The sequence below is a fragment of the Acinetobacter gerneri DSM 14967 = CIP 107464 = MTCC 9824 genome (assembly GCF_000368565.1).
Lineage (GTDB): Bacteria > Pseudomonadota > Gammaproteobacteria > Pseudomonadales > Moraxellaceae > Acinetobacter > Acinetobacter gerneri.
The window spans coordinates 243,125-263,503 of sequence record NZ_KB849549.1; the positions used below are offsets into that span (position 1 = coordinate 243,125).

Consider the following 20,379-nt stretch of genomic DNA (forward strand, 5'->3'; position numbering starts at 1 on the left):
ACAATTTTTACTCAACAAAGGATTTTATCATTTATGAAAGCTTCGCCATCATTTGGCTAAAAGCTATCCAATCGAGCAAATTTCAGCGATACGAAATGAGTATAAAAAATACAGCCACAAACTAAAAAATCGAACCCATCACAAAATTTGATAATTTTTCACGCAACTAATAATCAAATTTCATCATTTCATATTGAAATACTTTTCACAAAAAAACAGCAATTATACTTATAGACGAATGGTCGCTAAAAACAGCTATTTTGAAATAGTCTATTTAAACTATTGATTAATAAACAAACAAACGAAATTGATTATTTTACACTCACACTATAATATTCATATAAAAAATAAATATTTAAAAACCATTCACAGAATTTATACCCACATTTAATGAAAAAATTAGACCTTAGCATAACAGGCATGCACAATTTAGTTATTGGGCGGTACAATCCCGTCAAGTTTTGAATAAGAATTGAGCGTAAACCATGTCATTAGATCGTATCCGTTTAGCTTCACTTCATGACAAAGTCATGAGCGCAGATCAAGCAGCTGCATTTATCCAAGATGGTATGACTGTCGGAATGAGTGGCTTTACTCGTGCTGGGGAAGCGAAAGCTGTTCCTTTAGCTTTAGTTGAACGTGCACAAACAAATCCGTTGAAAATTACCCTCATTACTGGTGCAAGCCTTGGTAATGACTTGGACAAAAAATTGACTGAAGCGGGTGTTTTAGCTCGTCGTCTCCCATTCCAAGTGGATAATACTTTGCGTAAAGCAATCAACAAAGGCGAAGTGATGTTCATCGATCAACACTTGTCTGAAACTGTTGAGCAAATGCGTAACTTGCAACTTAAAAAACCTGATGTTGCAGTGATTGAAGCTGTTGCAATTACTGAAGATGGCGGCATCATCCCAACAACTTCTGTTGGTAACTCTGCAAGCTTTGCTATTTTTGCTGAAAAAGTAATTGTTGAAATCAACACAAACTTAAGCCCTGCATTTGAAGGCTTACACGATATCTATATCCCGTCTTATCGTCCAACACGTCAACCGATTCCTTTGACTCATGTTGATCAACGTATTGGTACAACTGCAATCAATATCGATCCAGCAAAAATCGCAGGTATCGTATTTAACAATACATTGCATGACTCTCCATCAACTGTGACTGAACCAGATGATGAAACTCAAGGTATTGCAAACCATTTAATCGCATTCTTTGAAAAAGAAGTTGAAGAAGGTCGTTTACCTTCAAATCTTGGTCCTTTACAAGCTGGTATCGGTTCTATCGCAAATGCGGTATTGACTGGTCTTAAAGAATCAAACTTTGAAGACTTAGTGATGTATTCTGAAGTACTTCAAGACTGTACTTTCGAATTGATCGATGCAGGTAAAATGACTTTCGCTTCAGGTTCTTCAATCACTCTTTCTGCTAAATACGGCGAAAAAGTGTTTGGAAATATCGAAGCGTACAAAGACAAATTGGTTCTTCGTCCTCAAGAAATTTCAAACCATCCTGAAATCGTACGTCGTTTAGGTATTATCGGCATCAACACTGCACTCGAATTTGATATTTACGGTAACGTAAACTCAACTCACGTTTGTGGTACAAAAATGATGAATGGTATCGGTGGTTCAGGTGACTTCGCGCGTAATGCTCACTTGGCAATCTTCGTGACTAAATCAATTGCAAAAGGTGGTGACATTTCATCTGTTGTTCCATTTGCATCTCACGTAGACCATGCTGAACATGACGTAGACATCTTGGTTACTGAACAAGGTCTTGCTGATCTTCGTGGTTTAGCTCCTCGTGAACGTGCTCGTGCAATTATCGACAACTGTGCTCACCCAATGTATCGTGATGCATTGAATGATTACTTTGATCGTGCATGTGCAAAAGGTGGTCAAACTCCACACATCTTGCGTGAAGCGCTTTCTTGGCACAGCAACTTTGAAGAAACTGGTCATATGCTTGCAACTGCTGATCAAGCACAAAAAACTGCTTAATCGAACATTTTCATTCGTAGATCATTAAAAAATTGTTTGCGATATGAAATATAAAAAACGCCCTATCTTGGGCGTTTTTTTATGTCTCATTTTTCTGTCTTATTTTTAGGTCTTAAAGTTTAAGTCGATATGGCAAAGTTCAGCAAAATCATCCTGCCAGTGAAACTTCAGTATCCTCGGTGAGTATTTGCGTTTGCTGAATCTGTTTTGCCCGATCGGCTCGAATCATATCCACTGCTTTTTCAGCAATCATGATCACTGGTGCGTTGGTGTTGCCATTGACTACTTTAGGCATGATTGAGGCATCAACCACCCTCAAATTTTCAATGCCATAAACTTTTAACTCTGGACTCACCACAGCCATCTCATCTATACCCATTTTACAGCTCCCTACAGGGTGATACACCGTATCGGATCGATTCCGTAATATCTCACGAATATCATCATCATTTTTGATCTCCGCTGTAAACAGATCCTTTTTGATAATTTCTTTAAAAGAACTAGATTGCATCAATTTTTCAGTAATCTTATAACCATCGACCATATCTGCCAGATCTTGCTCATCATGGTAAAAATTTGGGTCGATCAACAAAGGATCGTCGATACTCGGACCACTAATTTTAATCGTGCCACGACTACGTGGATTGAGTAGACAAACATGGCAGGAAATCCCATGTCCTACATGCATGGTCCTTGCATGATTATCGACCAAAGCCACCACAAAATGTAATTGTAAATTGGGGATTTCAAGTTCTGTTTTGGTTTTTAAAAATCCACCGCATTCGGCAAAATTTGTCGTCAACAAGCCACGTCGCTCTTCTCGATAACGTTTGATTTGTTTAAGCAGATCCAACGATCCAGCAAATGAAACACCAAATGTTCCCGCAATCTCTTTTACTTTATAGCCAAAGATAAAGTCAGGATGATCATGGAAATTTTTACCTACGCCCGGTAAATGCTTTTTCACTTCAATCTGATGCTCAGCCAGTTCAGCAGTATCGCCAACACCTGAAAGCATCAAAATTTGTGGAGATTGCATTGCACCTGCGGATAACAACACTTCGTGACGTGCTTTGATTTGTTTAAACCCATCTGCTTGTTTGATCTGCACACCTACAGCAACATGATTTTCAATCAAGATCTTTTCAACTAAGGCATGTGTCATCACGGTTAAATTGGGACGCTGTAAGTGCTCAAATAAATACGCTCGTGCCGCACTACACCGTTCACCATTGATATGTGTCACCTGATAGACGCCTAGCCCCTCTTGTTCGGCTCCATTGAAGTCATCAAGGATCTTATGCCCCTGTTCTCTTGCTGCGCTTAAATAGCGCTCCTGTAGCGGATTATCGCTATGTAGGTCGATGACTGATAATGGTCCATTATTCCCGTGATATTGATTTTTAATCCGTTGGTTATTTTCTGATTTTATAAAATAAGGTAAAACTTCCTGATAAGACCAACCCGTATTCCCCATTTCAGACCAATCATCATAGTCTTTGGCATTGCCACGGATATACACCATCGCATTGATTGCTGAGGATCCGCCTAGACATTTACCGCGCGGTTGATAACCCTTCCGACCATTTAAACCCTTTTGCGGAACGGTTTCAAAAGCCCAATTATTGATTTTTGTGGGAATGCTAACCACGGCAGCACAAGGCACATTGACTGTCCAACTGTTGCCATCACCACCTGCCTCAAGCAAACAAACACTCACATCTGGATCTTCGGACAATCGTCCCGCAAGCACACATCCAGCTGAGCCACCACCAATGATGATGTAATCAAATTCATTATTTTCCATTTATACTTTCCTTGTTTGTTGGATCAACAACTTCACATAAAAACCGTGTGGATGTTCACTATGTGGCAGATCCTATTTTTATTTCGCCATGACATATTATGATTTGCAGTCGATTGTGCTATCAGGTCAACTTCAATGTATTTTATGTGGCTGTTGGTATCTTTTTGCTTTATTTTCCGTGCTTATCCAAGCTTTATTACATTAACATTGAATTTGTTCAAAAAACCATCTTATCAAATCAAAATTTTTAGATTAATCTAAGCTCAACAGAACCTAAAAATAGCTAAAATAATATGTTTATTATTCGTCAGTTTTTAGATACAGATTTGGAAGATGTGATCAATTTATGGGAATTATGTGATTTATCCAGACCATGGAATAATCCTGAAGTTGATATTTTCCGTAAAGCCGCCTTAAAAGATCAATTATTCCTTGTTGCCGTCAAAGATGATGCGCTGATTGCCAGTCTCATGGGAGGCTATGATGGGCATCGTGGTTGGGCAAATTATCTCGCAGTCCATCCACATCATCAGCGAAATGGTGTTGCCACAGCATTGTTAAAACAATTGGAAAAGCGCTTGATCGCTATCGGTTGTCCAAAGCTTCAACTTTTGATTTCCAAAGAGCATATCGATGTGCAAAATTTTTATGAACAACTGGGCTATGAAGAAATCGAAGTGGTTTGTTTAGCCAAAGATTTACAACAAAATTCGTAAGTTCTTGTGTGTTTAGAAATAAATGAGGCAGTATTTTCGATTTAAATTACTGCCTCATTCACATGCTATATCTAACAATCTAACAATTAAAACTTATAACCATAAGACAAGCCCAATACATCCTGACTCATTTTCAGATCCGCTTCACCACCACCAAAAGCATTAGGAATAGATTGGCTACCTTTGACTTCTTTTTCTAAAGCATGGGTATAAGCCACTGTTAATTCTTGATGAGGGTCAATATTCCAAGTTGCGCCAACACTAATATGATCCTGAACCACACCAGGCGCAAGGATATTTAAAAATGTCTGATCTTTAGCAATAGGTTGATCATTATGACTATAACCTGCTCGCAAAGTAAGCTTAGAATTTGCCTGATAGCTTGCTCCGACTTTGTAAACATTGATGTCTTTCCAACCAAAACCGGGACCATTTTTTGAGCCAAAAGGATTCCCTTGCATGATTTGATTTACATCAAATGTATGCCCAATAGAGTCCACATCCGAATAATTGATTCTGAGCACATCGGCGGCTAAAGCAAGCTTAGGCGTAACTTTAAATGATGCGCCCACACCATAGCTTTCAGGTACATCAAAACCGCCTTGTTCTGCAAATAAACCTTGATAACGATCAAATTTGTCTGCTTTTATTTTAGAAGAATAATTTGCACCCAGAGTCAAACGGTCATGATAAAACTGTCCAGCCCAACCGATCCGTGCCCCAATCCCAGTAGAAGAGTCGTGTCCACGATTACTCAAACTTGAACCATCTTGGGAAAAACCTGCAAAGCCATTAATCCCTTTTGCCTCAAAACGTTGATATAAAATATTGGATGCAATACCAATCGACTGATGATCTGTATATTTCCATGAAATCGCAGGTGAAATAAAAATCTGTGATAAATCTACGCCCGCAGTGCCTTGATTACCAAATGCCGAAAATGGATTTCTTTTATAACCCGTATTCATGCCACCATTGCCATAAATCGCAAGCCCTAACGCAACCTTATCATTAACTAAATGGTTATACGCGACTTCAGGAATAACGAAATATTCACGCCCATTTCCATCAAAATTACCATTCGCACCTGCGGCATTAGCCGTGATTTTCGCCGAACGATCGGGCTTAAAAATTGAAGCACCAACATCCAAGCGCTCTCCAACCCAACTCAAGCCTGCTGGGTTATTGGCAATGGTTAAAGCATCATTAAAACTCGCAATCGAAGTCCCTGCATTACCCTGAGCCTTTACGCCATAACCATGCATAAAATAGCCTGTTGTTGCAAAAACAGAGGTTGTACTGAGTAAAATCAATGTTGCGAGAGGCAATGTTTTATAATTTAGAATCATTTTTTTAATCTACATATAAATAATCTATGTAAAAGAATAATGATTAAGTTTGTTCTTGTAATCTAATTAAAATCTTATAGCTTATCTTTTTTTTCGCAAAAAGCCCTTTTTAGATTTTGCTTTTAATTTTCCAACTCTAAATAAAATCGGAAATTCCACACAAATAAGCGCTGGTTCATTGTCTAAATATTGTTGAATTTTCACTAAAGCATTATCTTGATTTTTCTCACGATAATGCTTTAAAGCAGACCATGTATTTAGATAATTAATCAATTGATCTTTGGACCATTGATATTGCATTCTCATTTTAGGAACAGAAATTTCATCAAATGGAAATGGGATGGTTTGATACATCTCATCCACATAATGACGCTCGGGATCCCAATATCCTTTTAAAGTTTGAAAATATAATTCGTGAATCAATTCTGATAGCTCGGCTTGTTCCACGTGGATCAATCCATAACCAATAATCGCCAGATAGCCTTCTGGCTTCAGCGTTCGATAGACTTCTTTATAAAAACGATCAAAATCAAACCAATGCACAGCTTGCGCAACACTGATCAAATCAAAACTCTGATCAGCAAAAGTGGTTGATTCTGCTGCTTGTACTTGATAACTAACATTTTCAAAATAAGGCGCTTGTTTGAGTTGCTGCTCGCTCAAATCTGTCGCAACCACTTGATCAAAATAAGGGGCTAAAAGTTGGGTGAATTGACCCGATCCCGCAGCACAATCCCAAGCAAAATGAGGCTCAGGCACAAGATTCAATAACTCTTGCACCACTTCTATTGGGTAGCTGGGTCTTGCGAGTGAATACAGCTCACTATTGCTTGAAAATAAGTCTTTCATATTTATATTATGAGATATAGTTATCATTTCCTTAATCAATATATACCTGACTAAGCCTTAAAAATACATTTTTGTTAGACAAAAAACATAAAAAATATTGCAACTATTTTAGATTATTATTTATACAAAATTGAAGTATAGATACTAAAAAAGCCCTAATACACATTAGAGCTTTTAAAAATGGTGGCGAGACCCAGGATCGAACTGGGGACACACGGATTTTCAATCCGTTGCTCTACCGACTGAGCTATCTCGCCAATGCGGTGTATTAAGCCGTATCTCGACTCAATAGTCAATAAAAAAGATTTCTTTTTTATTTGATCGGGTATTTTTTACCCAAAAAAAATCCATGATGGGATCATGGACTAAATCTTTAATATGGTGGCGAGACCCAGGATCGAACTGGGGACACACGGATTTTCAATCCGTTGCTCTACCGACTGAGCTATCTCGCCAATGGAGCGTATTAAACAATTTAAACTTTTATCCGTCAAGGAAACTTTTGCTGAATTGAATCAATAGTCTATTTTTACAGCAAAAAATGCTATTTTTCATATAAAAATAGAGATTTTGCGGTATTTTTAAACAAATTTAAGCCATAAAAAAAGCAGCCATTGCTGCTTTTTACCCACTTCTTTCAATGGAAAATTTATATCTTTCCGATATGTGCCAGACAGCGATGGATCGCTCCACAACCCGGCTCAAATGTTTTTACGCCCTTTTCTTCTTCCATACGGCAAACTTCACTCACCAATCGTTCTGCAACACCACGTCCTCGATTGGCTGGATGCACCACGATATTTTCCAGAACTCGGCTTTCTCCCTGTCCAGTAGACCAAAGTGCACCAATAATTTTTGTATTAAATTCTGCGGTATAAAGTAAGGTATACTGAGTTAAGTTTTGCTCAAGTTGTTCGATTGCATCTGCCCCATCGCTAAATTCTGGGCTGGTATTGTAAAGGTGCTCAAGTTGTTGGCGAACTTCTTGATTTTCGATAGAAGTTTTGGCATGTACGGTAATAGGCATTGATTAACCCTCCTGAGCAATCTAATATGCTGTTTCTTTTTCGTTACAGCGAAATTTACATCATTTTTAACGTTTTTTGAGGAACGTGTCCATGACAGAGCGTATCAGTGAAGTGGTAAGAAACACCAACGAAACAAAAATTAGAGTTCGTGTGAATCTTGATGGTACTGGTCAAGGCACTCTCAATACGGGTGTACCCTTTTTAGATCATATGATCGATCAAATCAAGCGACATGGCTTATTTGATATTGATATTCATTGTGATGGCGACCTCGAAATTGATGACCATCATACTGTCGAAGACTGTGGTATCACACTTGGTCAAGCTTTTGCTCAAGCTTTGGGTAATAAAAAAGGTTTACGTCGCTACGGTCATTTTTATGCACCGTTAGATGAATCTTTAAGCCGTGTTGTGGTTGATTTATCTGGTCGTCCGGGGCTTTGGATGGATATTCCATTTACTCGCGCACGTATCGGTACATTTGATGTTGATTTATTTTCAGAGTTTTTCCAAGGTTTTGTCAATCATGCATTAATGACACTGCACATTGACAATTTAAAAGGCAAAAATAGCCACCACCAAATTGAAAGTGTATTTAAAGCTTTTGCACGCGCACTTCGTATGGCTTGTGAAGTTGATCCACGTGCAGAAAATACAGTTGCTTCAACCAAGGGAACCCTCTAATGACACGTATTGCCTTACTTGACTATGGCATGGGAAATCTTCATTCAGCTGCAAAAGCACTCGAACATGTCGGCGCAACAGTTGATGTAACCAACGATCCTAAATTGATCGCTAAAGCTGATAAAATCGTATTCCCGGGTGTCGGGGCAATGCGTGACTGTATGATCGGTATGCATGAAGCAGGTATTGATGAAGTTGTAAAAAATGCAGCATTTAACAAACCTGTTCTCGCAATTTGTGTCGGTATGCAGGCTTTATTGCAAAGCTCAGAAGAAAATGGCGGTGTAGATGCACTGGGTATTTTCAAAGGCTCAGTAAAACATTTTCCTGAGATTGACGGTTTAAAAGTACCGCATATGGGTTGGAATCAAGTTCATCAAGCTGATCCAAATCATCCGATGTGGAAAGATATTGAGCAAGATGCACGTTTTTATTTTGTGCATAGCTACTATGTTGAACCACAAGATGCAGCACTTGTGGCAGCGACCTGTGATTATGGTCTAAATTTTTGTACTGCAATCCATCAAGAAAATCTATTTGCAACTCAATTCCATCCAGAAAAGAGTCATACAGCAGGTTTACAGTTGCTGAAAAATTTTGTGGAATGGGATATCTAAATTTTAGACCCTTCTTAAAAAAACCAAGCTGATCTAAATTGGCTTGGTTTTTTATTTGAATAATAAAATATATATTTTTTACCTAAGCCTTGCCTTGTTATTTATTTAATTCATTAGTCAAAAAATACACTTGAAGATCATTCTATTTCAGATTTAAAATAATAATTTAAGTATATGTTTTATATATTTTTATTTTTAAAATCATTTTCACATGAATAATTAATTATTTTTTTGTTTTGGGGCAAAAGCAATGACGAAACTATTTCAATATAGTGCAACCCTTATAGACAGACCTTCAAGTCCAAATGGACGATTCTGTCGGCTTTCGTTCGCTGCATGGTCCTTGTTAAATGGCATCATTTGCTCAGCTTCAATCCTTCTTGTTTTGCTTATTTTTGGACAATTTCACGACACGAATTTCGCTAGTTTTTTTAATTTTTTAAGTTACATTTCAATCTTTATCATCCAAATTTACTTCGTCTATTTTTCTTTTATTTTTACGATTCGCCGACTACATGATCGTAATCAATCTGGATGGTATTCATTATTTTTGCTTATTCCTTTGCTCAATTTTACTTTTTTTATCTATCTGCTGTTTAGCAAAGGTGATGAAGGAATGAATAAATATGGCTTTACACGAAATATTTTTGGTTGGGAAAAGCTTTTGGGTCAAGCCAATATGCTGATTTCACCCTTAGTGATTGTGGTGATTTTATTTTATATGCTCATGCATCCTACCCCTGAGCAAGGTTTTAAACGTCTGATTTTTCCAAGTCTTTATATGCATAGTGCTGAGCATAAAAAAGCTCAAATCAGTGAACTGAATGACAATATCGTTTAAAATTATTCGAATTCATTTTTAATGCCATTTCATGGAAAACTATACAGAAAATAATGTTCCAAGCAGAGAACAGATTGCGCTTTATCCCAAATTTATTAGTTTAGATCCAGAACAGATCCTTGTGATTAAAACCTTAGAACAATGCCAAGCGATTCAGACTGAACTGGAAAATATTGCAATTTTGGGATTTGATACAGAGTCTAAACCGACCTTTCGTAAAGGTGAGATCAATACAGGACCTCATCTGATTCAGCTGGCTAGTGAACACAAAGCTTATTTATTTCAAGTAAATAGTGAAACCCTGACATTTTTAAGCAAGCTCCTCTCCAATCCACAGCAATTAAAAGTTGGTTTTGGTTTAAAAAATGACTTACACCTGTTTCGTAAGAAAAATATTGAATTGCAAGGTATTTTTGATCTAGCCAAATCATTTAAAAGCTTTGGAATCACTAATACAGTTGGGATTAAAAATGCCATCGCTGTTTTATTTCAGCAAAATTTCCAAAAAAATAAACGGATTAGTACTTCAAATTGGTCAAAATCACATTTAAGTCCTGAACAAATCAGTTATGCGGCTGCAGATGCCTATGCTGCGCTCTTGGTTTTTCTTGAATTACAACGTCTAGGATGTATCAAATAGCCATTCAACTCAGATAACTTGCATCTAAATTAGGCACAATGCTTAGAAAATTTACAATACTTTGCTAATATGCTGCTATTCAATTTATTCTGAGATTTGGCAAGGAGCAAAATCATGCTCATCATCCCTGCAATTGACTTAAAAGATGGGAAATGTGTTCGTTTAAAACAAGGTCGTATGGAAGACGATACCGTATTTTCAGATGATCCAGTTGCCACTGCACAGCATTGGGTCAATGAAGGTGCACGTCGTTTGCATTTGGTTGATTTAAATGGTGCTTTTGCAGGTACCCCAATTCATAAACCTGTAGTTGAAGCAATCGCCAAAGCGCAACCAGAATTACCAATTCAAATCGGTGGCGGTATTCGTTCACTTGAAACGATTGAGCATTATCTTCAAGCTGGCGTGTCTTTTGTGATTATTGGCACAAAAGCGGTAAAAGAGCCTGAATTTGTTGAGCAAGCATGTAAGCAATTTGCAGGTCATATCATCGTGGGTATCGATGCAATGAACGGTATGGTTGCAACTGATGGCTGGGCAAATGTCACAGATGTAAAAGCAACTGAGCTGGCTAAACGTTTTGCTGATGCAGGTGTATCAAGCATCGTTTATACAGATATCGCACGTGATGGCATGATGCAAGGTGTTAATATTGAACAAACTGTTCATCTTGCTGACTACTCAGGTCTTCCAGTGATCGCTTCTGGTGGTGTAACCAATCTTGATGACGTTCGTAACCTAAAAGGTAAACACGGCATTTTAGGTGCGATTACAGGTCGTGCAATCTATGAAGGGACTTTAAACCTTCGTGAAGCACAACTTTTATTAGATGAACAAAGTCTCTAATTTTTATCCTGCTTTAAAAAAGCCAGCTTTATGCTGGCTTTTTTAGATCTTTTAATGCTTTATCATATTGCTTAAAAATAGGTTTATACATTTTTCGAGTGTATTTAGACCAGATTTGCCAACTTTTCTGCATTTCCTCACGTATTTTTCGAGCCAATTCAGGTTGATTGGTTTGGATCGCCCAAAAACCGTATTCACTTAAAATATTGATATTTTTACTTCTAGTCGCGATATGAAACTCTTGTCGTGCTTGATCTTCCTGATTGAGCTGATGAAAACTCAATGCGCGTAAAAGCGCCATGTCTTCCTTTTTAAATTCTGGATCAATGTTTTTAATCTTGGTCGTGACTTCAAGCACTTTCTCAGATTGTTGATCTTGCAAATATGCGACAGCCAGCTTTTCTAAAAATGCAGGATCATTTTCACAAAGACTATTCATTTTTTGCTGCAAAATCGAAATCGCCTCAGATGCTTTTCCTGTAGAAGTCAAAGCATCTGCATAATGCACCGCATTTTCGATGCTTGGAACAGTTTCATATTGGCTTTTAAGCTGATTCAAGGCACGATTGGGTTGCAAAACATGCAACATTTTACGTCCAACAGCATTCGCCTGATAAGGCATCCGTGAAGAAGGTAAATATTCTGCAAAGAAATAAACCACGCTGCCTAAAAAGGGGAAAACAAAGAGAATCCATAACCAAAAATAAGGTTTTCCATTACGTATGGCATGTATTGCAAAAAACACAGCAATAATAACGTGGATACCTATGCCAAAAAATGAAAAATAATGAAAATACCAGCCTAATAAATCCATGCAAAAACCTTTTCTTTATCACTGCTTAGCGCAATTATTTTTTTTGAATTTGCTATTTTTTGATTTTAAAATCTAAAAATGAGTTCAATAATTATACTTTATTTTTTTAAAAAATATAAGAATTGCCAAGCAACTCACACATTTTGCTGAGTTGCTTTACTCTAAAACAATGAAACTTATAAAGTTCTCTCAAAATGTTCCATTTTAATTCGTTCAGCTAAAAATGGTTTGATCGCAGTAAACCATTGCTTAAATTCGGCTGTTTGCATAAAAGCTTCGTGGATCTCTTTACTGGTCCATTGGATCACAAGTGCATAATTTTGTGGGTGATCTATACCACGCAATAATCTAAATTTTTGACAACCCTCAGTATTTCTAAAAACTTCAGAGACTTCATAGAATTTTTTTTCGAATGCCTGTTCTTGACCAGCATGAACTGTAATTTGTGCTTGTTCTATCACCATTTTTTATCTCCTTAAACATTTTTAGATGAAACTGAACTCAAGTATAAACTTTCTAGATCAAGTATTTTATTTAAAAACTGTGTTGATTCATTTCGCATATTTGCATGAGATTGTTTAAAATATATGTACAGTCCTTGTTTTAAATTTTATGCTCAGCCATACAACTCCCCAATCATTATCCAGTAAAGCACCACAAATTGCTTTGATCCTCATTACGGTCATTTGGGGTGGTACTTTTCTCACTGTACAGTACGCCTTAAATTTCACAACTCCGATGTTCTTTGTGGGTTGTCGCTTTGCTGCGGCTACACTGGCTGTGCTGTTATTTTCCTACAAAGCCATGAAAGGGTTAAATCTCAAAGAAATTGCTGCAGGCTTTTTGATTGGTATCCTCATTGCTGCAGGCTATGGCACACAAACTGTTGCTTTACAAATGATTTCAAGTAGTGAATCGGCATTTTTAACAGCACTTTATGTACCTTTAGTACCGATTTTATTGTGGATCATTTTCCAGAAAATGCCCAATATCATGACATGGATCGGGGTATTGCTAGCTTTTGCAGGATTGGTTTTATTGACAGGCAATGGTTTGGGAAGTTTGTCCTTCAATTATGGTCAAATTCTCACATTATTAGGTGCGATTGCGATTGCTCTTGAGATCATTTTTATTGGATATTTCGCAGGAAAAGTTGATGTAAAACGAGTCACTGTGGTTCAACTTGCTGTAGCCTCTATACTCTCCTTTGCCATCATGCCTTTGGTTGGCGAACATACTGTCCCTGCTTTTTCTTGGACATTATTGTTTATCGCAATTGGTTTGGGCTTGGCAAGCGCACTGATTCAATCGGTAATGAATTGGGCTCAGCGCTATGTTCCACCGTCACAGGCTGCGATTATTTACGCTGGAGAACCTGTTTGGGCGGGCATATTTGGTCGACTTGCAGGTGAAAGATTGCCAGCGCTAGCAATTGTAGGTGGCATTCTTGTTGTTTTAAGTGTCATTATCAGTGAATTAAAACCTAAATTTCTTGAGAGAAATAAAGCTGATCAGAATGAAGTGAAATAACATCATTTAGCCAGAGGTGGTTCTTTGATTTTCATAAACATACACGGCTCATAGTACTCAACCGTTGGAAATGGGTCATAAAAATGATGCAACAACGCTTTCCATTCTTGGTAGGCTTCGGACTGTCTAAAACCCTGTGTATGATCCTCTAGACGATCCCAAAAAATAAGTAAAATATAGCGATGTTCATCTGTAAGATGCTTAATAAGTTGCACCGCATTTAAACCCTGCATCGGTGCAATAACTTGTTTGGCTTGAGAAAATGCCTGTTGAAAAGACTGACTTTGCTCAGGTTTAATCGTTAAATATACATGTTCAATAATCATTGCAGTCACACCTAAAAATTAAACCTAAAGCATGTTAAATCAGCATCTTAAACCGCCTGATTGTCATTTAAAGCAATCAAGCCTCGAATCGCACGATAAACAATCCAGACCCAAGACAAGCCAACGACAGCAATACAAAAAACTGTCGCACCAAATGCAACACTGGTAAATCTAACTCCATCATCAAGGGTAAAGAACAAAAATATGAATGGAATAAATGCAATCACATTCCAAATCAAGTACCACCAAAAGGTATTGATTTGCCATTTAAAATGGCTTTCATAAATCGTTCCACGAACATCATTCATTTTTACATAGTTGATAATTAAAGCAATAATTGCCAAAATTCCCGCAGAAAAAATCGCTACGATATATAGGATATAGAGTGCAAAAGTCAGTGTTTTATTAGAAGAATCTTGTTGATAATTCATGTGCTATTCCTATTTTCGTCATTTCTCCTTAAAATTTTAAGACATTCAAAGGAGAAATAAGCCATAAAATCAATAAAATATTAAAGACTATTGTACAAAAATAGATTTTACGAAAGGGTTGCTTTTGTGTTTTATGTCGTAAGCGTTGCTGTGCAAGCCAAGCCGCTGGCCATCCGCCTAAAAATGCCAATACATGCAAAGTTTGCTCTGGAACACGGCGTTTTCCGAGTGTTGCACTCTCTTTATCCTGCGCATAAAACCAGTAGGTCATGACATTCATCATAACGATAAACAGCAGTGTCATACCATTGAGCCAGCCCATAGCCGTCAATACACCCAAAGAAATGATGTAAATGACAATCAATATCTGCATTGGTTTCAATGCATGATCACTTGATTTGTGACGTGAATTTTCAGATTTTTTTGCGTCAATCGTAATCGCTGTTTCAGAGGCTTTTAAATAACGAACTTGGCTGGCACGATGTCGCCCCTGCCCGTCGATGCTAACTTGATATTCAAGCGCACATCCTTCGATAGGACGAGGTCCTGGACGGGCAAAATCTTTGATATGTAAAAATACCCGATCTTTTTTTCGATCATTTGGTTGAATAAATCCATAACCCTTTTCATCAAACCATTCAACTAAACGACCTTGATCGCGCATTATATTCTCCTAATTTGTCACGTATTTTAAGCGCTCTTCGAGCATATTACGCATTTCTATAGGATTTTTCTGCAAAATATCATCGCCTGTACGACCCTGCTCACGGTTTTTAATCGCGATCCCTAAACGCATTAACCAAAAACGACACGCAGCAATCGCAAGATAAATATCAACGCATGCCAATTCATCCGAGGTCAATTGACGAATACTTTGGTAAGCATCAAGATAAGCTTTGGCTTTGTCCATATTCAAACTGACATCTGGATAATCCGTACAAAAATCATTGGTCGTAATAGCGATATCAAATAAAAATTCGTCTTTATTCAGTTCGTAAAAATCCAAAATCCCCTGCAATTGATCGCCATTAAACAAGGTATTGTCTCTAAAAAGATCAGAGTGGATAAAACCCGTTGGTCGATCAGGATATTGATTTTTCTTATTTTGAAATAAAGTTAAAACCTGTTCTAAAAGCTCAGCATCATCCTGATCCATTTTCAGTTTTAGATCATGCGCCACTTGTTTCCAATAGCTATGATTGCGGTTGTAATGGCGCTGCAAAGGAAAATCCTGCAATGCCACATGCAACTGTGCTTGCGCTTTCGCAATAGCTTGAACTTGCTCGATACTGGTACTTTCAGGATGCGAACCTAAAACTCGTGGTGCGATTTGTGCTGGTTTGTTGGCAATAAAATGAATCGCCTGCCCAGAATGTTTTAAAGGTACAGCCACAGGCACACCATGTGCGGACAAATGATCCAACACTGGCACCAATTCGCCAGCTTGTTCTTGATTCATTTCTTCAAACACGGTCAAAACATATTGTTGATCTTCACAGACCATAAAATAATTGGTGTTTTGAATCCCCCCTTGAATGGGCACAAGCTCCAAAACCTTTAAACCATAAGGCTTAGCAAATGCTTGAACTTCATCTAAACTCAAAGAGGTATAAACCGACATAGAAAACCTGCGAAAAAAACTGCATAAGTTTGATAGAATACCCCCGAAAACTATCGAGGTGTAGCACCTTGGTTAAGAACTTTCTTAATCGGCTGTTATTTTTGGAAAAAAATTATGCTTGCGAAACGAATTATTCCTTGTTTAGACGTTGATAATGGTCGAGTGGTAAAAGGTGTCAAATTTCTTGATATCCGTGACGCAGGTGATCCCGTAGAAGTTGCCCGTCGTTATAACGAACAAGGTGCTGACGAAATTACCTTTTTAGATATCACTGCGACTTCGAGTGGTCGTGATACGACTTATCGAACTGTTGAACGTATGGCAGAAAGCGTTTTCGTACCGCTCACTGTTGGCGGTGGCGTGCGTAAAGTCGAAGATATTCGTTTATTGCTCAATGCAGGCGCTGACAAAGTCAGTATCAACTCAGCAGCCGTTTTCCAACCAGAATTTGTTCAAGAAGCCTCTAGCCGTTTTGGTGCACAATGTATCGTTGTTGCGATTGATGCCAAAAAAACAGGCGATAATAAATGGGAAATTTTCACTCACGGTGGTCGTAAACCCACAGGGATTGATGCCATTGAATGGGCTGTAAAAATGGCAGACTACGGTGCAGGTGAACTCTTGGTGACCAGTATGGATGCCGATGGGACTAAAGCAGGTTATGATCTTGAGCTCATGCGCAATATCAATGATCGTGTGACGATTCCTACGATTGCTTCAGGTGGTGTAGGTAATTTACAACATTTGGCAGATGGTATTTTAAAAGGCGGTGCTGATGCTGTATTAGCGGCAAGTATTTTCCATTTTGGTCAATACAGTATTCCTGAAGCGAAGCAGTACTTAGCTGATCAAGGTATTGAAATGCGTCTTTAATACGACGCATCATCTAAGGATTGTTATTTTAGCAATATTGGATAATTCATTTGAAATATACGAAATATTTAATGAGTTTAGATATTTCGTATGAAACTATTAGTTAGATAGGATCAAAATATTTTATTTAAATATTGATCATTAGTAATGGAATAAATACTTTGATCTGAATCATAACGTTTGACATTCTTTTCGAAACTCATTCCGATTCGTTTTAATAGTTTTATAGATGCTTTATTACTAGTTTGAGTTTCAGCAATTATTTTTTTGAGATTTAATTTATTGAACGAATAGGATAAAACAAAACTAAGAGCCTGTGTGGCATATCCTTTACCCATACTTTCAGGAAGTAGTTCATATGATACTTCTATATCAAGACCATCGTGGTGAAAATCTAGAGAAATAGTTCCTAAAAAACGGTGATCCGTAGTTGATCTAATTGACCAGATTGGTAAAATTCGTGGAGTTTGAATACATGAAAATGCGCGGGTTATAGCTTTAGAGTTTTCTAGTGCACCCCCTAAATATTTCCTAGTAATTGGATCTGTATATAATCTGACTAAGCTAGGAACATCATTGGATGTCAAATGTGCTAAATAACATATTTGCATAAAATTCTATAGTTTAGTTTCACTAAAATTAACTTAATCTAACATAAACAAAATACTCGACTCTACATTCATATAGTCAAACCTCGTATGTTTAGACGAGGTTTTTGGTATCCTTTACTATATTAACTTTCAAGGTTTCAACCCATCAAGCCGCTTCCTCAGGGTTCATATTGGTTTCTTTTTCAACCAATTTCGGCGTATGTTCAACCCATTTCGCTGGAAAATGCTTTTCTACTGTACGCGATAACCATGCAGCAACAGGTTTTGGCAAGGTCACACCCAAAGGATTTTGCTCTTGCAAATCATTGGATGAAATCACACGCGTCCCTAAAATATAGTCAAACCACGGCTTGGTTACACACCAGTTCGCATCTTGATTGCTATTCATATGATGATCATAGTGCCAAGGAATTTTCTTCTTTGCCCAATCAGGTTCAAGATGTGCACGGCGATGGATATAATAATAATTACAAGCACTATAAAGTGAAGCTGCCACCATTCCCTTAGAAATTGGATAGAAAATTAAACTGGCCGCTCCAGCTACCACAGCCAAAGAAATCACTTCATTTCGGGTGCGCCAATTTGAAAATCCCTCAACATAACCATGATCATGAAATGCTGTTTTACGCACTTCACGATGATGTTCCCAATGCGATTTCATACTATCAGGCACAGGACTATAACGTGGTTTACCAGTGCGATGTGTACCATGCAATATATATTTATGTGCGACCCATTCAAATCCATTGGCAAAGACGAGCCCGACAAGAAAACCTTTTAGCATCATTTTTCTCCTTTCTTATTTTCAAATATAGGCTTTCATTTTTTTTTAGGATTGACCATAATGATTTATATCATTGACAATTCACGACAACAAAAATATTCAGGATGATCTCACTTAAAGACTATACAGGATCGGTCTACGGCGGCTTAGGACATTTATTATTTGCCTTTTGTCAGGCGAAAGGGCTGGTTATTTCAAAAAAATTACAACAAGTACAAAACCTTGAGCGTTTTGATTATTCAACTTGGCGTGAAATTTTGACGGATATTGATCAACAATATCAACGCCCTGCGCTTGGTCTTGAAATTGCAGAATATGTTGAGCCAAAACATTTAGGCATCATCGCTTATATCGCCATGTCTTGTGATTCGATTGGTGAAGCACTCAATCGTTATTATGATTTTCATCGTTTAATCTACGATGGTTCTCCATTAAAAGTTGAAAATAATCAGCAATATCTATCGATTCGTTGGGAAGATCTACCTGTAGAATTGACCACTCAAGTGACCAATGAAATTGCCATCGCCTTGATGGTTCAGTTTTTAAAACGTTTCTTGGGCTTTTTAGATATTCAGCTCCACGAAGTTCACTTTTCACATGCAGCACCCAAAGATGTCATGATCTATGAACGTTACTTCAAGTGTAAAGTCCGTTTTTCACAAGCGCGTACTGAACTTTTCTTTCCAAGTTCAGAGTTAAATAAACCGATTCAACAAGGCGATCAAACACTACAGCTTTTACTCAAACAGCAAGCTCAAGCCTTGTTAGAAAAGCTACCCAATACCACTCAATTGGATGAGCGCCTTCAGCAAGCGATCTTAAAAGGTCTGCAAACCAATCATTATCAAATTGAGGCGATTGCTGATGTACTGAATATGTCTGTTCGACGTCTACAAAAGCATTTACAAAGCCAAAATAGTACCTATCAACAACGTACCCAAGAAGTTCGATTGTTGCTGGCAAAACAATACCTAGACGATCCACATCTCAGCTTAAAAGAAATTGCGCTATTACTTTGTTACTCTGAACAAAGCGCATTCCAACGTGCCTTTAAACTTTGGACAGGCATGACACCTCAACAATGGCGTCAAGACCACAGTCACTACATCAAAAATTAAACTATAGTGAAATATATTATATTTTAAGTAATTGTTTTTAATAAATTTGTCATACATTTTTTATTTTTTTTGATTAAAATCTATATGTGCTTTTAAAAGTAGGCACGCATTTTTAATTTCTCTCTTTTTTAGAAAAACAATACGGAATTTTTGAAGATGAACAAATACATCGCAGAATTACTCGGAACTTTTTGGCTTGTGTTCGGTGGGTGTGGAAGTGCTGTTCTCGCAGCGGCATTTCCAGAATTGGGAATAGGTTTTGCAGGTGTGGCGCTTGCATTTGGTTTAACTGTATTAACAGGTGCCTATGCTTTTGGTCACATTTCTGGTGGGCATTTCAACCCTGCTGTCAGCGTTGGACTTTGGGTCGGTGGTCGGTTCAACAGCAAAGATCTTGTTCCTTATATTATTGCTCAAGTGATCGGTGCAATCATTGCAGCTTTCGCACTCTATCTCATCGTACAAGGTCAAGACGGTTTTAGCGGTACGCATGCTTTTGCCAGCAACGGTTATGGCGATTTATCTCCTGGCAAATACAATTTAATGTCAGCTTTGCTGATCGAAATCATTTTAACAGCGGTCTTTTTGATTGTGATCATGGGTTCAACTGACCGGCGTGCGCCTGCAGGCTTTGCGCCTATCGCCATTGGTTTAGCCTTAACACTGATTCACTTGATTAGTATTCCAGTGACCAATACCTCGGTTAACCCAGCGCGTAGTACAGGCGTGGCTTTATTTGCTGAAACGGCGGCATTGGGACAACTTTGGTTATTTTGGGTGGCACCTATAGTTGGAGCGATTATTGGTGCACTGATTTATAAGGGAATTGCTGAGGAAACATAAGCACTAATCGGATCTAAATCAGACCGATCTAATGGTTTTATATGC

23 protein-coding genes and 2 tRNA genes are annotated in these 20,379 nt (G+C 37.8%); 11 read left to right on the top strand and 14 right to left on the bottom strand.

Annotation, left to right across the window (positions count from 1 at the left end; translation table 11 throughout):
* Positions 1-485: 485 nt before the first annotated feature.
* Positions 486-2,006, top strand: a complete 1,521-nt coding sequence (scpC, locus tag F960_RS19075; protein ID WP_004869913.1) for a succinyl-CoA:acetate CoA-transferase ScpC — start codon at positions 486-488, stop codon at positions 2,004-2,006.
* A gap of 148 nt (positions 2,007-2,154) precedes the next feature.
* Here the strand turns inward: scpC and F960_RS19080 are convergent, their stop codons facing one another.
* A complete protein-coding gene (locus tag F960_RS19080; RefSeq protein ID WP_004869914.1) occupies positions 2,155-3,813 on the bottom strand; it encodes a GMC family oxidoreductase in 1,659 nt (552 codons plus the stop codon).
* A 293-nt stretch (positions 3,814-4,106) separates the two neighbouring features.
* On the opposite strand from F960_RS19080, the gene F960_RS19085 reads away from it, so the two are divergent.
* Positions 4,107-4,529 carry a GNAT family acetyltransferase gene (locus F960_RS19085; RefSeq protein WP_004869917.1) on the top strand — a complete coding sequence of 141 codons (423 nt, stop codon included), beginning with the start codon at positions 4,107-4,109 and terminating at the stop codon, positions 4,527-4,529.
* Positions 4,530-4,615: 86 nt separating this feature from the next.
* Here F960_RS19085 and F960_RS19090 read toward each other — a convergent pair whose 3' ends face one another.
* From F960_RS19090 to F960_RS19110, 5 genes are all read right to left on the bottom strand, one after another.
* Complete coding sequence (locus F960_RS19090) at positions 4,616-5,878, bottom strand: OmpP1/FadL family transporter (RefSeq protein ID WP_004869920.1); 1,263 nt, start codon at positions 5,876-5,878, stop codon at positions 4,616-4,618.
* A gap of 81 nt (positions 5,879-5,959) precedes the next feature.
* Complete coding sequence (locus F960_RS19095; RefSeq protein ID WP_004869922.1) at positions 5,960-6,727, bottom strand: class I SAM-dependent methyltransferase; 768 nt, start codon at positions 6,725-6,727, stop codon at positions 5,960-5,962.
* 181 nt (positions 6,728-6,908) lie between these two features.
* Positions 6,909-6,984: transfer RNA gene (locus F960_RS19100), tRNA-Phe, on the bottom strand.
* A gap of 122 nt (positions 6,985-7,106) precedes the next feature.
* Positions 7,107-7,182: transfer RNA gene (locus F960_RS19105), tRNA-Phe, on the bottom strand.
* A 194-nt stretch (positions 7,183-7,376) separates the two neighbouring features.
* Positions 7,377-7,754: an acetyl-CoA sensor PanZ family protein gene (locus F960_RS19110; RefSeq protein WP_004869924.1), complete on the bottom strand. Its 378-nt coding sequence runs from the start codon at positions 7,752-7,754 to the stop codon at positions 7,377-7,379.
* Between the two features lie 91 nt (positions 7,755-7,845).
* On the opposite strand from F960_RS19110, the gene hisB reads away from it, so the two are divergent.
* The 5 genes from hisB (at position 7,846) to hisA (ending at position 11,383) form a co-directional block, all read left to right on the top strand.
* Complete coding sequence (gene hisB, locus F960_RS19115; RefSeq protein WP_004869925.1) at positions 7,846-8,439, top strand: imidazoleglycerol-phosphate dehydratase HisB; 594 nt, start codon at positions 7,846-7,848, stop codon at positions 8,437-8,439.
* Positions 8,439-9,056: an imidazole glycerol phosphate synthase subunit HisH gene (gene hisH, locus F960_RS19120; RefSeq protein ID WP_004869927.1), complete on the top strand. Its 618-nt coding sequence runs from the start codon at positions 8,439-8,441 to the stop codon at positions 9,054-9,056. Before hisB ends, hisH begins: the two co-directional genes overlap by 1 nt.
* Positions 9,057-9,306: 250 nt before the next feature.
* On the top strand, positions 9,307-9,897 hold the full coding sequence (locus tag F960_RS19125) for a DUF805 domain-containing protein (protein ID WP_042073276.1): 591 nt from the start codon (positions 9,307-9,309) through the stop codon (positions 9,895-9,897).
* Between the two features lie 31 nt (positions 9,898-9,928).
* Positions 9,929-10,537: a 3'-5' exonuclease gene (locus F960_RS19130; RefSeq protein ID WP_004869931.1), complete on the top strand. Its 609-nt coding sequence runs from the start codon at positions 9,929-9,931 to the stop codon at positions 10,535-10,537.
* A gap of 114 nt (positions 10,538-10,651) precedes the next feature.
* The gene (gene hisA / locus F960_RS19135) at positions 10,652-11,383 is read left to right on the top strand and encodes a 1-(5-phosphoribosyl)-5-[(5-phosphoribosylamino)methylideneamino]imidazole-4-carboxamide isomerase (RefSeq protein ID WP_004869933.1); all 732 of its coding nucleotides are present in this window, start codon (positions 10,652-10,654) and stop codon (positions 11,381-11,383) included.
* A gap of 28 nt (positions 11,384-11,411) precedes the next feature.
* Here the strand turns inward: hisA and F960_RS19140 are convergent, their stop codons facing one another.
* Complete coding sequence (locus F960_RS19140) at positions 11,412-12,197, bottom strand: hypothetical protein (RefSeq protein ID WP_004869935.1); 786 nt, start codon at positions 12,195-12,197, stop codon at positions 11,412-11,414.
* 176 nt (positions 12,198-12,373) lie between these two features.
* A complete protein-coding gene (locus F960_RS19145) occupies positions 12,374-12,661 on the bottom strand; it encodes an antibiotic biosynthesis monooxygenase family protein (RefSeq protein WP_004869936.1) in 288 nt (95 codons plus the stop codon).
* 148 nt (positions 12,662-12,809) lie between these two features.
* Between F960_RS19145 and F960_RS19150 the strand changes: the two genes are divergently transcribed.
* Positions 12,810-13,727, top strand: a complete 918-nt coding sequence (locus F960_RS19150; protein ID WP_004869940.1) for a DMT family transporter — start codon at positions 12,810-12,812, stop codon at positions 13,725-13,727.
* A gap of 2 nt (positions 13,728-13,729) precedes the next feature.
* Here F960_RS19150 and F960_RS19155 read toward each other — a convergent pair whose 3' ends face one another.
* The 4 genes from F960_RS19155 to F960_RS19170 are packed head-to-tail and all read right to left on the bottom strand — an operon-like array spanning position 13,730 to position 16,105.
* The gene (locus F960_RS19155; protein ID WP_004869943.1) at positions 13,730-14,053 is read right to left on the bottom strand and encodes an antibiotic biosynthesis monooxygenase family protein; all 324 of its coding nucleotides are present in this window, start codon (positions 14,051-14,053) and stop codon (positions 13,730-13,732) included.
* Between the two features lie 47 nt (positions 14,054-14,100).
* Positions 14,101-14,484 carry a DUF4870 family protein gene (locus F960_RS19160; protein ID WP_004869945.1) on the bottom strand — a complete coding sequence of 128 codons (384 nt, stop codon included), beginning with the start codon at positions 14,482-14,484 and terminating at the stop codon, positions 14,101-14,103.
* Positions 14,485-14,512: 28 nt separating this feature from the next.
* Positions 14,513-15,148, bottom strand: a complete 636-nt coding sequence (locus F960_RS19165) for a DUF1294 domain-containing protein (protein WP_004869947.1) — start codon at positions 15,146-15,148, stop codon at positions 14,513-14,515.
* Between the two features lie 9 nt (positions 15,149-15,157).
* The gene (locus F960_RS19170) at positions 15,158-16,105 is read right to left on the bottom strand and encodes a homoserine kinase (RefSeq protein WP_004869949.1); all 948 of its coding nucleotides are present in this window, start codon (positions 16,103-16,105) and stop codon (positions 15,158-15,160) included.
* A gap of 114 nt (positions 16,106-16,219) precedes the next feature.
* Here F960_RS19170 and hisF point away from each other — a divergent pair, with 114 nt between their 5' ends.
* Entirely contained in the window at positions 16,220-16,978 is a 759-nt protein-coding gene (hisF, locus tag F960_RS19175) for an imidazole glycerol phosphate synthase subunit HisF (protein WP_004869951.1), read from the top strand.
* A 113-nt stretch (positions 16,979-17,091) separates the two neighbouring features.
* Here the strand turns inward: hisF and F960_RS19180 are convergent, their stop codons facing one another.
* Together F960_RS19180 and F960_RS19185 are read right to left on the bottom strand one after the other, a co-directional pair.
* Positions 17,092-17,589, bottom strand: a complete 498-nt coding sequence (locus F960_RS19180; RefSeq protein WP_004869953.1) for a GNAT family N-acetyltransferase — start codon at positions 17,587-17,589, stop codon at positions 17,092-17,094.
* A 145-nt stretch (positions 17,590-17,734) separates the two neighbouring features.
* Entirely contained in the window at positions 17,735-18,373 is a 639-nt protein-coding gene (locus tag F960_RS19185; RefSeq protein WP_004869955.1) for a sterol desaturase family protein, read from the bottom strand.
* Between the two features lie 104 nt (positions 18,374-18,477).
* On the opposite strand from F960_RS19185, the gene F960_RS19190 reads away from it, so the two are divergent.
* Positions 18,478-19,491 (top strand): AraC family transcriptional regulator, encoded by a 1,014-nt coding sequence (locus F960_RS19190; protein WP_004869956.1) that lies wholly within the window; start codon positions 18,478-18,480, stop codon positions 19,489-19,491.
* 156 nt (positions 19,492-19,647) lie between these two features.
* Positions 19,648-20,334 carry an aquaporin Z gene (aqpZ, locus tag F960_RS19195; protein ID WP_004869958.1) on the top strand — a complete coding sequence of 229 codons (687 nt, stop codon included), beginning with the start codon at positions 19,648-19,650 and terminating at the stop codon, positions 20,332-20,334.
* Positions 20,335-20,379: the final 45 nt, after the last annotated feature.

Excerpts from the sequence above, each read along its gene's own strand:
- F960_RS19080 (WP_004869914.1), bottom strand. The coding sequence starts at position 3,813 with ATGGAAAATAATGAATTTGATTACATCATCATTGGTGGTGGCTCAGCT.
- F960_RS19095 (WP_004869922.1), bottom strand. The coding sequence starts at position 6,727 with ATGAAAGACTTATTTTCAAGCAATAGTGAGCTGTATTCACTCGCAAGA.
- hisB (WP_004869925.1), top strand. The coding sequence starts at position 7,846 with ATGACAGAGCGTATCAGTGAAGTGGTAAGAAACACCAACGAAACAAAA.
- F960_RS19150 (WP_004869940.1), top strand. The coding sequence starts at position 12,810 with ATGCTCAGCCATACAACTCCCCAATCATTATCCAGTAAAGCACCACAA.
- F960_RS19190 (WP_004869956.1), top strand. The coding sequence starts at position 18,478 with ATGATCTCACTTAAAGACTATACAGGATCGGTCTACGGCGGCTTAGGA.
- F960_RS19180 (WP_004869953.1), bottom strand. The coding sequence starts at position 17,589 with ATGCAAATATGTTATTTAGCACATTTGACATCCAATGATGTTCCTAGC.
- F960_RS19110 (WP_004869924.1), bottom strand. The coding sequence starts at position 7,754 with ATGCCTATTACCGTACATGCCAAAACTTCTATCGAAAATCAAGAAGTT.
- F960_RS19155 (WP_004869943.1), bottom strand. The coding sequence starts at position 14,053 with ATGATTATTGAACATGTATATTTAACGATTAAACCTGAGCAAAGTCAG.
- scpC (WP_004869913.1), top strand. The coding sequence starts at position 486 with ATGTCATTAGATCGTATCCGTTTAGCTTCACTTCATGACAAAGTCATG.
- F960_RS19145 (WP_004869936.1), bottom strand. The coding sequence starts at position 12,661 with ATGGTGATAGAACAAGCACAAATTACAGTTCATGCTGGTCAAGAACAG.
- hisA (WP_004869933.1), top strand. The coding sequence starts at position 10,652 with ATGCTCATCATCCCTGCAATTGACTTAAAAGATGGGAAATGTGTTCGT.
- F960_RS19160 (WP_004869945.1), bottom strand. The coding sequence starts at position 14,484 with ATGAATTATCAACAAGATTCTTCTAATAAAACACTGACTTTTGCACTC.
- hisH (WP_004869927.1), top strand. The coding sequence starts at position 8,439 with ATGACACGTATTGCCTTACTTGACTATGGCATGGGAAATCTTCATTCA.
- F960_RS19170 (WP_004869949.1), bottom strand. The coding sequence starts at position 16,105 with ATGTCGGTTTATACCTCTTTGAGTTTAGATGAAGTTCAAGCATTTGCT.
- F960_RS19090 (WP_004869920.1), bottom strand. The coding sequence starts at position 5,878 with ATGATTCTAAATTATAAAACATTGCCTCTCGCAACATTGATTTTACTC.
- F960_RS19130 (WP_004869931.1), top strand. The coding sequence starts at position 9,929 with ATGGAAAACTATACAGAAAATAATGTTCCAAGCAGAGAACAGATTGCG.
- F960_RS19085 (WP_004869917.1), top strand. The coding sequence starts at position 4,107 with ATGTTTATTATTCGTCAGTTTTTAGATACAGATTTGGAAGATGTGATC.
- aqpZ (WP_004869958.1), top strand. The coding sequence starts at position 19,648 with ATGAACAAATACATCGCAGAATTACTCGGAACTTTTTGGCTTGTGTTC.
- F960_RS19125 (WP_042073276.1), top strand. The coding sequence starts at position 9,307 with ATGACGAAACTATTTCAATATAGTGCAACCCTTATAGACAGACCTTCA.
- F960_RS19165 (WP_004869947.1), bottom strand. The coding sequence starts at position 15,148 with ATGCGCGATCAAGGTCGTTTAGTTGAATGGTTTGATGAAAAGGGTTAT.
- F960_RS19185 (WP_004869955.1), bottom strand. The coding sequence starts at position 18,373 with ATGCTAAAAGGTTTTCTTGTCGGGCTCGTCTTTGCCAATGGATTTGAA.
- F960_RS19140 (WP_004869935.1), bottom strand. The coding sequence starts at position 12,197 with ATGGATTTATTAGGCTGGTATTTTCATTATTTTTCATTTTTTGGCATA.
- hisF (WP_004869951.1), top strand. The coding sequence starts at position 16,220 with ATGCTTGCGAAACGAATTATTCCTTGTTTAGACGTTGATAATGGTCGA.